The sequence below is a fragment of the Brucella sp. BE17 genome (genome assembly GCF_039545455.1).
Classification (GTDB): Bacteria; Pseudomonadota; Alphaproteobacteria; order Rhizobiales; family Rhizobiaceae; genus Brucella.
In genome coordinates, this window is the sequence record NZ_CP154467.1 from 1,336,386 (window position 1) to 1,348,795 (window position 12,410).

Genomic DNA, 12,410 nt, shown 5'->3' on the forward strand with positions numbered 1-12,410 from the left:
CTTATAGCGATAGGGGCGCTATCCACCACATGCTACTTTACAATCGGATCCTCGGAGAGGTCGTCAAAGCCTAAGAAGCCGCCGGATTGTCGCGCCCAAAGTCCGGCATAAATGCCGCCCTGCGCCACCAGTTCCTCATGCGTGCCATCCTCAACGATACGGCCCTGATCCATCACGATAAGACGATCAAGAGCCGCAATGGTGGAAAGACGATGCGCAATAGCAATCACCGTTTTGCCTTCCATCAGCGTGTTGAGACTGTCCTGAATGGCAGCTTCCACTTCCGAATCGAGTGCGGATGTTGCCTCGTCCAGAATAAGGATCGGTGCATCCTTCAGCATCACCCGCGCGATAGCGATACGCTGGCGTTGACCACCCGAAAGCTTGACGCCACGCTCGCCCACATGCGCCTCAAGCCCTGCCCGCCCTTTGAGGTCGGTTAGTTGCGGAATGAACTGATCCGCCTGCGCAAGTTTGATCGCACGCGCCAGCATGTCTTCGCTCGCATCGGGCCTGCCATACATTATGTTTTCACGCACGGTTCGATGCAGAAGCGACGTGTCCTGCGTCACCATGCCGATATTGGCACGCAGCGAATCTTGCTGGACCTTGGCAATATCCTGTCCATCAATCAGAACCCGACCCTGTTCAAGATCATAAAAGCGCAGAAGCAAATTTACCAATGTGGACTTGCCTGCGCCCGACCGTCCGACCAGTCCCACTTTCTGGCCAGCCGGAATTTTGAGCGTAAGATTTTCCAGAACACCCTTGCCCTTGCTATAGTGGAAGCCGACCCGGTCGAAATCGAGCTCACCTTTTGCGACATGCAATGCTGGTGCGTTGGGCTGATCTACCACCTGATGGGCGCGGGAAATCGTGGTGATACCGTCTTCAACGGTACCGATATTTTCAAACAGCGCCGACATTTCCCACATGATCCATTGCGACATGCCGTTCAAACGCAACACCAGACCGATTGCAACCGCGACCGCACCGATGGAAACCGCCTCATTGATCCACAGCTCAATGCCAAGCGCACCAACTGCAAACAACAACAAGCAATTGGAAAAATAGAGCGTGAAATGAAATTTTGTGATGAGCCGCATTTGGCTGTGCACGGTGCCCAGAAAAATATCCAGACTTTCGCGGACATAGCTCTCTTCCCGGCTTGAATGCGAAAAAAGCTTGACCGTTGCGATATTCGTGTAGCTGTCGACAATACGGCCCGTCATGGTAGAACGCGCGTCGGCCTGATCGCTAGAGACCAGCCGAAGCCGCGGAATGAAAACGCGCAACAGGATGATATAAACCACCAGCCAGACGGCAAAGGGGATCATCAGGCGCAGATCAGCGGACGCAGCGATGAACAGCGTACCAGCAAAATAAACGATGACGTAATTGAGAACGTCGAGAACTTTCATCACCGTTTCGCGCACAGCGAGCGCGGTCTGCATCAGCTTGGTCGAAATACGGCCCGCGAATTCGTCCTGAAAAAACGCCATCGACTGGCGGATGAGATAGCGGTGCATCAGCCAGCGCACCCGCATCGGATAATTGCCGAGCAAGGTCTGATGAATGATCAGCGAATGGGCCAGCACCACCCCCGGTAAAATCACCAGTACCACACCCGCGATCAGCGCCAGACGCCAGCCCTCATTGCTCAAAAACGTCTCACGCGACTGGCTGGAAAGCCAGTCGACGATATTGCCCATGAAAGCGAAAAGCGAAACTTCGATGATGGCGATCAGGGTGGTGAAAATCGCCATGCCGATGATCCACGGCCATGCGCCACGGGTGTAATAAAGGCAGAAGGCCACCAGCCCGCGCGGTGGTTCACGCGGGGGCTCTTCTGGATAGGGTGCTAAGCGTTCTTCAAACCATCTAAACATGGCGCCCCTTTTAGACAGACCTTCACGCCTTGTGAAGATAAAACCAGAACATAACAGGAATATTTTTGTGATCGATTGCAGCAGTCACCCTTGCGATCACAGCTGTTTCGCGCTACCCGCACCATATGGATTTGCGCGTCGCCCTTTACCAGCCCGATATTCCCGGCAATACGGGAACAATCTTGCGCATGGCTGCATGCTTGGGCTTTACTGTCGATCTGATTGAGCCTGCCGGTTTTGATATTTCTGACCGTGCGCTGAAACGTGCAGGTATGGATTATACCGAACAGGCAGCGCTGGTGCGCCATTCGGACTGGAAGGAATTTGAGAACTGGCGTGCGCAAAGCGGGCGCCGGATCGTGCTGCTTTCCACAAAGGGCGGCGTGGCCTATACTGATCATCAATTTCAGGCAAACGACATTCTTTTGTTCGGACGCGAATCCGCCGGTGTACCCGATGCGGTTCATGACAGCGCCGATGCGCGCTTGCTGATACCTATGATGCACGGCGCACGCTCGCTCAATCTGGCAGTCACCGTTGCGATGACAATCGGCGAAGCCATGCGGCAGACGCGAAGTTTCAATCAGCGCTCGGCAGACGTCGCATCGTAAACTCGATCACATCGTCGGGGCGCTCGCACCAGCTTTCGATCTCGGTCCAGTAAGCGGATTTTGGGAAGGTATTAAACCATTCCCGGGCCTTTTCGCGCGCCGCCTGACGTGGGAGTGTAAAAGTCTCGCGGATAAAACCGTCACGTGGCATTCGCCCGTTTTTCGCACGGCTCTTCTCAAGCTGCTTGCGCAGGCCATCAAGCGGTGGACGGGGCGGTGCTGCTGCCATGCGGGCCTCCCGGCAAGCCGAAAGCGTGAATATTCCGGCCTTTCAGCCGGTAAAGATAGGCAAATGCACGCATAAAGACGAGTCTTTTCTTGTGCGCGGCATTCGTGCATGCAACTGAATAAGTTCTTCATACTTTGCGTCCATAGTCACTTTTTAAGCTAGCGATGGTGATTTAAACGATCTGCCCTGACGGCACATTTCGTGCACGGCCATCCGGTAAATCGCGCCGAGAGGAAACGAAAATGCAACGCGACGACATTCCCGCGATTATCCCGCACGATATCGAGGACAAAAAGCAGCAAGCCCAACACTGGTTCGAAGAATTGCGCGATCGGATTTGCGGCTCCTTCGAACAACTTGAAGACGAATTGCAAGGCCCCCTTGGCGATCGCGAACCGGGGCGTTTCGTGCGTACGCCCTGGCAGAAGGACGAGGGAAATGGCGGCGGAGGCGTTATGTCGATCCTCAATGGCCGCGTTTTTGAGAAAGTCGGCGTTCATGTCTCGACTGTCCATGGCGAGTTCTCACCCGAATTTCGCGGACAAATACCCGGGGCAGAAGAAGATCCACGCTATTGGGCCAGCGGGATATCCCTGATCGCCCATCCCCAGAACCCCAACGTACCGGCCGTTCATATGAACACGCGCATGGTCGTGACAACGCGGCAATGGTTCGGCGGTGGTGCCGACCTCACGCCGGTGCTAGACAACCGGCGTACGCAAGAAGACCCGGACACACTGGCTTTCCATAAGGCTTTCAACTTCATTTGCGAGAAGCATAAAGATATTGTCGATTATCAGCGTCTCAAGGACTGGTGCGACGAGTATTTTTTCCTGCCCCATCGTGACGAGCCGCGCGGAACGGGCGGCATATTCTACGACTGGCTGCATTCGTCGGAGGAAAAAGGCGGCTGGGATACCGACTTCGCCTTCACAAGGGATGTCGGACGCGGATTTTCCGTGGTCTATCCGCATCTGGTACGCCAGAACTTCAACAAGGATTGGACCGACGCCGACCGCCACGAACAGCTTGTGCGCCGTGGCCGCTATGTCGAATTCAATCTGCTCTATGATCGCGGTACGATTTTCGGCCTCAAGACCGGCGGCAATGTAAACTCCATTCTCTCGTCCATGCCGCCTGTGGTGAAATGGCCATAGAGCATGTCTCTCAAAAGCGGTGCGGTTTTGGGAGACATGCGACATGCTTTAAGTGACGAGGCGGGGAATATCCCCGCCTTTTTATGCTCCGGCCACTTTATGGCTTTGGCTGATTGCGGAGCTTTTCGGCTTCCGCATAGAACTTCTTTTCCCACTCATTGTGGTTATCCAGCCCCTCCTTGATAAAGGGCGTGAAGATGGCAAGGTTCATCAGGCACCAGTTGACGAAACGCGCCGGGAATTTCAGCGGCTTTACGAAATCGACAAACAGGACCACGCGTGTCTCATCCGAATGGTTCCATGCCTCATGCTCATAGGCATCGTCGAAAATTAGCACCTTGCCCTCATGCCAATGGCAGACTTCCTTGTCGACGCGTATGGCCAACTTGTCGTTGGGTTCCGGCACGATCAGCCCCAGATGCAGGCGCAGCACACCATTATAGGGGCCGCGATGCGGCGGCAGGTGCTTGCCCGGCTCGAAAATCGAGAACATCGCCGTGGTCAGACCCGGTATCTTGTTGACGATGCGCCATGTCTCCGGGCAGGCTTTGATATTCTGTTCCGACTTCACACCAAATCCGAGCAGGAAAAAGGTCTTCCAGCGATTGTCTGTCGAGATCGTCTTCACATCAGTCGAAATATCTTGAAAAGATGGAAGCTCGCTCTGACGCAAAAGAATGGTATCGAGTTCCTTGCGGATCGCCGGCCATTCCTTCTCTATCTCAGCGGACCAGGGAAAAGTCGCATTGTCATAAACCGGTGGATTGCCCAGCTTGGCATATTTCAGATTGAGGCTCTCCGCCCACGAGACAATCCCCATGAAAAAACGGGTGATCTTGCTCGGACGATCCATGGCCGCAAGGCCTTCGGTGCCGAATTTTTGTTGCGGACCCAACTCTTGCTGCGGTACGGCGACCGTCTGGTCTTCTCGGGACGTATCAGTATTAGACATTATCAGGCTCTCTTAAATCGGCACAGGCAAACCCCAGCCATCAATGGATGAAAATACGGCTGAAATTTTCAGGCAAGCCTTCAGCTCTTCATTTTATGGTGATCAAGTTTTAGCAGAAGTGCGGCACGGTCAAGGCTAAAACCGGAGTCGATCCAGAAAGTTTCAAGCCGCCGCAATTCCTCACCCAGAACCGCGCCTTTTTCCATTCCCAGCTCCAGCAAATCACCACCTGTGACAGGAAAAACTGGCGCATCATAGTTTTCTGCAGTTTCAAGCAATCGTGCAAACCCGCCAGCACGAATCATCGCATTGTCGCTGCCGGGCGCGTCCTGACGAGCGCCAGCATAAGCCAGACGAATACGATCAATAACGGCCTGCTTGCTGCCGCGATAGATGATTTTCTTGAGCGCCTGTTCCGAAAGCTCAGGCAGAATTGCATCTGCCCTTCCCCACGCCTCTAATCGCGCCCGCTCGGCATTCGACATTTTAAGCCGCTTGCCCATGGATTCCAGACGAACGGCATCAGGCGGCACGATGCTTTGAAGCCGCAACAATGCATCCGTCTGCCAGCCGAGATCGCTTTCTGTACGCACCAAGCCGTGAATGGCATCGATGCCCCATTTTTCGCTTTCCGGCAAAATTGTCGTCAGAACGCCCGCCTGCCGCATCCACAACAGCGCGCGCGAAGGATCGGGGGCAGAGAGCAGCTTTTTCAGCTCAGCCCACACCCGTTCACTCGAAAGCTGGGCGAGGCCATCCTTCAATCTCGCACTGGCGCGCAGCCCCTGGGCCTCGGGGCGCCCTGAACCGTACCAGGCAAAAAAGCGGAAAAACCGCAAGATACGCAGATAATCCTCGCGAATACGCTGCTCCGCGTCGCCAATAAAGCGCAAGGTTCGCGTCTCGATATCTGCCATGCCACCGACGGTGTCGATGACGGTTCCGTCCGCTTTGGCATAAAGCGCGTTAATGGTGAAATCACGCCGCTGCGCATCCGCTTCCCAATCAGTGCCGAAAGCCACTTTGGCATGGCGCCCATCGGTTTCGATATCATGGCGCAGCGTCGTCACTTCAAAGGGCGTTCCCTTCACCACCACCGTCACCGTGCCATGCTCGATGCCGGTCGGCACTGTTTTAAAACCCGCTTCTTGAGACAGTCGCACCGTTTCCTGCGGCACATGTGTGGTCGCCACATCGATGTCGTCAACGGGCGTGCCAAGCAGCGTGTTGCGCACAGCTCCCCCGACCACACGCACCTCACCGCCTTCGCGGTTGAGAGTGTCAAACAGCGCCTGTAGCGGGCGCCCTTTCAGCCAGTCGGCACGGTCTGCAATATTGATTGTCTCGCTCAAACATAGAGCCTTTCATAAAGTCCGCGAATGATCCCTGCGGTTATCCCCCAGATGAATCGCTCCTGATAGGGCATGGCGTAATAAAACCGTTCCTTGCCGTTGAACAGCCTGCTTTCGCGCCGATGATTGGCCGGGTTCATGAGAAAAGAAAGCGGCACCTCGAATATATCCGCAACTTCGTCAGGGTTGAGGCGAAGATCGAGCGGCGTATTGACCACCGCCAGCACCGGTGTGATCGAAAAACCGCTTCCGGTCAGATAGCGCGGCATGTGGCCAACGATTTCGGCCTGTTTTTCAATCAGCCCGATTTCCTCATTGGCTTCGCGCAATGCCGCCTTTTCAGCCGTGCCATCCTGCGGATCGATCGCACCGCCCGGAAAGGCGATCTGGCCGGAATGCTTGCGTAAACTATCGGCGCGGCGCGTCAGCAACACCGTCGCTTCGTTCCCATGATCGACCACCGGCACCAACACCGCCGCGTCGCGCATTTTTGCACTCACCATGGCCTGTGTGAACTCGGGATTGAGCACATGATCGCCAGTAATGCCATGATCGACAGGCGGCCTGCGGCGCACGCGGCTTGCAAAATCGCTGGCAGAAAACGCCGCCTGAAATGGCATTCTTTCCATCATTTCAGGGCTGCCTCCAGCGCCTCAACCGGCATGATCGCAAAGACTTCACCATGCGAGCGCACGGCAAACACCATTGTGCCGTCCATCTCGATTTCTTCGCCAAGCGCCACGAGATCGTACATGACGGATCGTGCAAGCAAGGCCTCCAGCCGCCCGCGCACATTCACATATGGTTTCAAGCCGCCGCTCGACTGCTCAACGACGAAGCGCAAGCGGTGCTCAGCATCCGCTTCGACCACATCACCGACATTGGTACGAAAGGTGAGTTTTTGCTCAGCCCCCTCGCCTGAAACCTGCATTTCGACGGCAATAAAGGGCGCATCCTCGACCCGGATGCCGATCTTCTCGACCGGTGTCACCAGATAGGTTTTACCGTCTTCATCCTTGCGCAGAACGGTGGAAAAAAGCCGTACCAGTTGTTTGCGGCCAATGGGCGTACCCATGTAAAACCATGTGCCATCGGCCTTGATTTCCATGTCGAGATCGCCACAAAATTCCGGGTTCCAGTTTTCGACCGGCGGAATTTTGCGGATCGTTGCCGATGGATTGGCCTGCGCGTCTTCCTGCGCCCGCGCAATCAGCGCTTCCAGTCCGCGCGCATCCTCGACGCTATATCGCGAAGTTTGCGGCTTCAATTTGCCATCGGGGGTGCTTTTTATCATCCGACTCGGTTATTCCTGATGAAACGACGTAAAGTCATGAAATAGTCAACCTTTCACGGCTTGTCAGTATATATGCGATTTATAAGGCAGTTCCGCCAGAGCGTTTGTCAAAGCACTTACCCAGGCACCACTTGATTGCGAGGTTCCCATGAGCGTCATCGTCACGCCCGAGACACAAAACGCGGAGCAGATCGTCGCCGAGGCCGAAAAGGCACTCGCTGATATAGCACGGATCAGGGAAAGTGTCGGAACTGTCATTTTCGGGCAGGAAAGCGTGATCGAGCGCACGCTGGTCGCGGTTCTGGCGGGTGGTCACGCGCTGCTGGTTGGCGTTCCCGGCCTTGCCAAGACAAAACTTGTCGAAACGCTTGGCATCGTGCTCGGTCTTTCCGGACAGCGCATCCAGTTCACGCCCGATCTCATGCCCTCCGACATTATCGGCTCGGAAGTCATGGAACAGGATGGCGATGGCCGCCGCTCGTTCCGTTATCTCAAAGGACCTATCTTCGCGCAGCTTTTGATGGCCGACGAGATCAACCGCGCAAGCCCACGTACGCAATCGGCGCTTTTGCAGGCCATGCAGGAATATCACGTCACGGTTGCAGGCCAGCGCTATGATCTGCCGGCCCCCTTCCATGTTCTCGCCACGCAAAACCCGCTGGAGCAGGAAGGCACTTACCCATTGCCCGAAGCGCAGCTCGACCGTTTTTTGATGCAGATCGATATTTTATACCCGGAACTGGACGCCGAAAGGCGCATCCTGCTTGAAACCACAGGCGCGTCTGAAGCCAAGCCCTATGCGATCCTTGATGCAGACAGGCTCCGGCAGATGCAGGCGCTTGTGCGCCGCATGCCGGTGCCTGAAAATGTGGTCGAAGCGATCCTGAAACTCGTTCGCGCGGCACGTCCCGATGCCGATAACGAGCACGCCAAAAAACATATTGCCTGGGGGCCAGGACCACGTGCCAGTCAGGCATTGATGCTTTGTGCGCGTGCGCGTGCGCTTTATGACGGTCGCCTCGCACCATCCGTGGATGATGTGAAGGCGTTGGCCGAACCGGTGCTCCAGCATCGCATGGCGCTCAATTTTGCCGCCCGCGCCGATGGCATGCATGTGCGCGGTGTCATTGCCAATCTGGTCAAGGCAGTTCTCTGATGGCAATCGGCACGCAGGTTTCAACCGCAGATCGCAAGGATGTGCTTGCCCGTGCGCGTGCACGCGCTGCCGCCATTCCCGATCTATTGGTCGAGGCACGGCGTGTCGTCAACACCGTCATGAATGGCTGGCATGGGCGCCGCAGGCGCGGTCCGGGCGAAAATTTCTGGCAGTTCCGGCCCTATGTCGATGGTGAATCGCTGGCGCAAATCGACTGGCGCAGATCAGCGCGTGACGACCATACCTATGTGCGGGATCGCGAATGGGAATCGGCGCATACCGTGTGGCTCTGGTCAGATTTTTCACCTTCCATGCTTTATCGTTCCGAACTTGCGTCCGTCTCCAAGGAAGAGCGTTCTCTGGTCATCTTGCTCGCACTGGCCGAACTTCTGTCACGCTCGGGCGAACGCATTGCCTTTCCGGCCTTGCTGCAACCTTTTTCCGCCCGCAATGGCGCGGAACGGCTTGCCAGCGCCCTGATGCATGAAGCGTCCAACCATCAACCATTGCCGCAAACCGACCCCGTCCGCCGCTTTTCCGATATCGTGCTGATATCCGATTTTCTGCATCCATTCGATGAATTGAATCAGTTTCTCGATCGTCTTGCGCAACGCGGTGTGCGGGCGCATCTGGTGGAAGTGGCCGATCCGGCGGAAGAAACCTTTCCCTATGCGGGACGAACCGAATTTCGCGATCCTGAAACAGGCGCAACGCTTGTGGCAGGACGCGCTGAAACCTATGCCGAGGATTATCGCCGCCTTTATAGCGCACGCCGTGACACGCTTTCTGATTTCTGCAAGCGACTGGGCTGGAGCTATCATGTGCACCGCACCGACCGCCCGGCCACACAGCTGCTCTCGCGCCTGCATGATGCATTAAGCGCATCCGGCAATGTTGCCAGACAGAGAGGCGCGGCCACATGAATTTCCTGCCGCTTGCTTTCGGCTCGCCATTGCTTCTTGCCGGCCTTGCAGCACTTCCGGTCATCTGGTGGCTGTTGCGCATGACGCCCCCGCGCCCGCAGCAGGAAAGCTTCCCGCCCTTTCGTATTCTGGCCGAAATTTTCAAGCGCGAGGAAGTGCCGTCCAAAAGCCCATGGTGGATGACGCTGCTGCGCCTGATGATCGCGGCCCTCGTCATTCTCGCGTTGGCATCGCCCATCTGGAATCCGCGCCCTGCCCCCATTTCCGGTGATGGCTCTTTGGCCATCGTCATCGATAATGGCTGGGCCGCAGCCGAGGACTGGCCGCAACGGGTTGCGGCCGCTCAAAAGCTCATCGATGACGCAAATACTTCCGATGCACCGATCTATATCGTCGGTACAGCGGAAGCCGCCAATGCCGAGATCGGCCCTTATGACGCTATTCGCGCCACCGAGCGTTTGCAGGCGATGCAGCCGCGCCCGCTCCCCGTTGATCGCAAGGCAGCACTTGAACGGCTGGTCAAAAGCGCCCCGCAGGATGAAAAAATCCGCCTCGCTTTGATGAATGACGGGCTTGCTGCCCCCGGGGATACGGAGAATTTTGCCGAACTCGACAAAAGCGGTCGCCTTGCCTCCGTGCTTTGGTATGGAGCGGATTTAAGCCGCGTTTTTGCACTCACCAGCATCGCCAACAAGGCCGACAATCTGGAAGTCCATGCCATTCGTCCCGAGGGCACAAGCACCCCGCGTACGCTGAGCGCAGCAGCCTATGACGACAAGGGACGCCGTATTGCCGAGGCTCCCCTCAGCTTTGCACTCGGCAGTGCCGAAGGCTTGGCGCGTTTCAATCTTCCGGTCGAATTGCGCAATGATTTCAGACTGATCCGCGTCGATAGCGCGGCACAGGCAGGGGCCGCGCGTCTGATCGATGCAGGCTCCGAGCGCCGCACCATCGGGCTGATTTCCAGTGGCGATGGCGATCTGGCGCAGCCGCTGCTTACGCCGCTGCATTATATTTCGCGGGCGCTCTCGCCCTATGCCAATCTGATCGAACCGCGCTCCGCTGATCTGCTGCAATCGGTGCCGGAACTGCTCAATGCCAAACCTTCCATGCTCATCATGGCGGATATCGGGACCCTGCCGCAACCGGTCAGCGAAAAGATCGCCAAATGGATCGAGGACGGCGGCACGCTGGTGCGTTTTGCAGGCCCCCGGCTTGCCGGAGCCAGTGACAATGATACGCTGCTGCCGGTTCAGCTTCGCAAGGGCGAACGCGCACTTGGCGGCTCGCTGTCATGGTCGGAACCACAACAGCTGCGCGCGTTTCCACTCAATAGCCCGCTTGCCGGACTGGCCGTACCAGAAGATGTGAACGTCACGCGGCAGGTGCTGGCTGAACCGTCTTTCGATCTCAACGACAAGACTTTTGCAGTGCTTGCGGATGGCACGCCCCTTGTGACAGGTGAACAGCGCGGGCACGGCAATCTGGTTCTGTTTCATATTTCACCCGATGCATCATGGTCTACGCTGCCGATTTCAGGCTCCTTCGTGGAAATGTTGCGCCGTATCGTATCGCTTTCGCAGCGCAGCGATGCCCAGAATGATCAGGAGACGGTCTCCCTGCCCCCGTTCCAGCTTTTGTCGGCGTCCGGTACGCTTATACCGCCAACCCCGGAAGCCAGACCACTGATCGTGGAACGTGGAAAACAGCCCACCGTCAGCATCAACACGCCGCCTGGTTTTTACGGCAATGAAGACGGCTTGAAGGCTCTCAACATCATTGAAGACAGTAATACCAAGCTGGAGCCGATCCAGCAGCCCGCATTTTCTGTTGGTGTAACCACGACCTCCTACACCGAAGATCAATCGATCCCGCTCGCCGGTCCGTTTTTTGCCAGCGCCGCCATTCTGCTGGCGCTCGACACGCTTTTGATGCTGTGGCTGCGCGGGGCTTTGCGTCGCCGGATCAGAACCCGCACCAAAGCGGCCAGTCTTGCTCTGCTTGTTCTGACGGGAGCCGCATTCGGCATCATGCCCCATGGCATCGACCATGCGGCAGCACAGGAGCAGGTGCATGATGACAGCAAGCCGGGCGATGAGGCCATCATCAATGCTGTCTCGCAAACGCATCTCGCCTATGTCATCACCGGCAATGCCGAGATCGACAACATCAGCAAGGCGGGGCTGAGAGGGCTCAATTTTGCACTGACCGACAAGACCGCGCTTGAGCCCGGCGATGTGATCGGGGTCGATCCGGCCAAGGACGAGTTGTCCTTTTATCCGCTTATTTACTGGCCGATCGCCCCGGACGGCACGATGCCAAGTCCTGAAGCCATCGCCAAGGTCGACGCCTATATGCAGCAGGGCGGCACCGTGCTTTTTGATACCCGCGATCAGTTGCAGTCCGGCGCAAGTCTTGACCCTGCCACATCACCGGCCAACCAGCGGCTGCGCGCGATACTTGATGATATGAACGTGCCGCCACTGGAGCCGGTTCCGGACGATCATGTCCTTACCAAATCCTTCTTCATCATGCCGGAATTTCCGGGCCGCTATCAGGGCAGTCCGCTCTGGGTGGAGGCAACTACTCCCAACACGGCACAGCAGGATCGCCCAGTACGCACCGGCGATGGCGTGACGCCAATCATGATCACCGCAAACGATCTGGCAGGCGCTTGGGCCGTGGATGATCAGGGCAATCCGCTTCTTCCCACCGTGCCAAACGATCCGATGCAGCGCATCTATGCCATGCGTGGCGGCGTCAATATCGTCATCTATATGCTCACCGGCAATTATAAATCCGATCAGGTCCATGTTCCGGCCCTGCTTGAAAGATTAGGTAATTGAG

General features: G+C 56.7%; 11 protein-coding genes. 5 read left to right on the forward strand and 6 right to left on the reverse strand.

Annotated features, from left to right (window positions below):
• Positions 1–32: 32 nt before the first annotated feature.
• Positions 33–1,889 carry an ABC transporter ATP-binding protein gene (locus tag AAIB41_RS06505; protein ID WP_343312456.1) on the reverse strand — a complete coding sequence of 619 codons (1,857 nt, stop codon included), beginning with the start codon at positions 1,887–1,889 and terminating at the stop codon, positions 33–35.
• A gap of 125 nt (positions 1,890–2,014) precedes the next feature.
• Between AAIB41_RS06505 and AAIB41_RS06510 the strand changes: the two genes are divergently transcribed.
• Positions 2,015–2,500, forward strand: coding sequence for a tRNA (cytidine(34)-2'-O)-methyltransferase (locus AAIB41_RS06510; protein WP_343312457.1), 486 nt, complete (start codon positions 2,015–2,017; stop codon positions 2,498–2,500).
• On the opposite strand, the gene AAIB41_RS06515 is transcribed toward AAIB41_RS06510, so the two are convergent.
• Positions 2,469–2,729: a hypothetical protein gene (locus AAIB41_RS06515; RefSeq protein ID WP_343312458.1), complete on the reverse strand. Its 261-nt coding sequence runs from the start codon at positions 2,727–2,729 to the stop codon at positions 2,469–2,471. The genes AAIB41_RS06510 and AAIB41_RS06515 overlap by 32 nt on opposite strands.
• Positions 2,730–2,971: 242 nt before the next feature.
• Between AAIB41_RS06515 and hemF the strand changes: the two genes are divergently transcribed.
• On the forward strand, positions 2,972–3,886 hold the full coding sequence (gene hemF, locus AAIB41_RS06520) for an oxygen-dependent coproporphyrinogen oxidase (RefSeq protein ID WP_343312459.1): 915 nt from the start codon (positions 2,972–2,974) through the stop codon (positions 3,884–3,886).
• 97 nt (positions 3,887–3,983) lie between these two features.
• On the opposite strand, the gene AAIB41_RS06525 is transcribed toward hemF, so the two are convergent.
• The 4 genes from AAIB41_RS06525 to AAIB41_RS06540 form a co-directional block, all read right to left on the reverse strand.
• On the reverse strand, positions 3,984–4,838 hold the full coding sequence (locus tag AAIB41_RS06525; RefSeq protein ID WP_343312460.1) for an aspartyl/asparaginyl beta-hydroxylase domain-containing protein: 855 nt from the start codon (positions 4,836–4,838) through the stop codon (positions 3,984–3,986).
• A gap of 80 nt (positions 4,839–4,918) precedes the next feature.
• Positions 4,919–6,190, reverse strand: a complete 1,272-nt coding sequence (locus AAIB41_RS06530) for a CCA tRNA nucleotidyltransferase (RefSeq protein ID WP_343312461.1) — start codon at positions 6,188–6,190, stop codon at positions 4,919–4,921.
• The gene (locus AAIB41_RS06535) at positions 6,187–6,810 is read right to left on the reverse strand and encodes a CoA pyrophosphatase (protein ID WP_343314688.1); all 624 of its coding nucleotides are present in this window, start codon (positions 6,808–6,810) and stop codon (positions 6,187–6,189) included. The genes AAIB41_RS06530 and AAIB41_RS06535 overlap by 4 nt, the downstream gene beginning before the upstream one ends.
• A gap of 8 nt (positions 6,811–6,818) precedes the next feature.
• Positions 6,819–7,484, reverse strand: coding sequence for a DUF1285 domain-containing protein (locus AAIB41_RS06540; protein ID WP_343312462.1), 666 nt, complete (start codon positions 7,482–7,484; stop codon positions 6,819–6,821).
• A gap of 148 nt (positions 7,485–7,632) precedes the next feature.
• Between AAIB41_RS06540 and AAIB41_RS06545 the strand changes: the two genes are divergently transcribed.
• Genes AAIB41_RS06545 through AAIB41_RS06555 form a run of 3 tightly spaced genes read left to right on the forward strand, consistent with a single transcriptional unit; the run spans position 7,633 to position 12,409 of the window.
• Positions 7,633–8,640: a MoxR family ATPase gene (locus AAIB41_RS06545; RefSeq protein ID WP_343312463.1), complete on the forward strand. Its 1,008-nt coding sequence runs from the start codon at positions 7,633–7,635 to the stop codon at positions 8,638–8,640.
• Positions 8,640–9,563 (forward strand): DUF58 domain-containing protein, encoded by a 924-nt coding sequence (locus AAIB41_RS06550; protein ID WP_343312464.1) that lies wholly within the window; start codon positions 8,640–8,642, stop codon positions 9,561–9,563. Before AAIB41_RS06545 ends, AAIB41_RS06550 begins: the two co-directional genes overlap by 1 nt.
• Positions 9,560–12,409, forward strand: a complete 2,850-nt coding sequence (locus AAIB41_RS06555) for a DUF4159 domain-containing protein (protein WP_343312465.1) — start codon at positions 9,560–9,562, stop codon at positions 12,407–12,409. The genes AAIB41_RS06550 and AAIB41_RS06555 overlap by 4 nt, the downstream gene beginning before the upstream one ends.
• The last annotated feature ends 1 nt before the right edge of the window (position 12,410 follow it).

Coding starts and splice junctions, on each gene's coding strand:
- AAIB41_RS06515 (WP_343312458.1), bottom strand. CDS start 2,729: ATGGCAGCAGCACCGCCCCGTCCACCGCTTGATGGCCTGCGCAAGCAG.
- hemF (WP_343312459.1), top strand. CDS start 2,972: ATGCAACGCGACGACATTCCCGCGATTATCCCGCACGATATCGAGGAC.
- AAIB41_RS06535 (WP_343314688.1), bottom strand. CDS start 6,810: ATGCCATTTCAGGCGGCGTTTTCTGCCAGCGATTTTGCAAGCCGCGTG.
- AAIB41_RS06555 (WP_343312465.1), top strand. CDS start 9,560: ATGAATTTCCTGCCGCTTGCTTTCGGCTCGCCATTGCTTCTTGCCGGC.
- AAIB41_RS06540 (WP_343312462.1), bottom strand. CDS start 7,484: ATGATAAAAAGCACCCCCGATGGCAAATTGAAGCCGCAAACTTCGCGA.
- AAIB41_RS06510 (WP_343312457.1), top strand. CDS start 2,015: ATGGATTTGCGCGTCGCCCTTTACCAGCCCGATATTCCCGGCAATACG.
- AAIB41_RS06525 (WP_343312460.1), bottom strand. CDS start 4,838: ATGTCTAATACTGATACGTCCCGAGAAGACCAGACGGTCGCCGTACCG.
- AAIB41_RS06545 (WP_343312463.1), top strand. CDS start 7,633: ATGAGCGTCATCGTCACGCCCGAGACACAAAACGCGGAGCAGATCGTC.
- AAIB41_RS06550 (WP_343312464.1), top strand. CDS start 8,640: ATGGCAATCGGCACGCAGGTTTCAACCGCAGATCGCAAGGATGTGCTT.
- AAIB41_RS06505 (WP_343312456.1), bottom strand. CDS start 1,889: ATGTTTAGATGGTTTGAAGAACGCTTAGCACCCTATCCAGAAGAGCCC.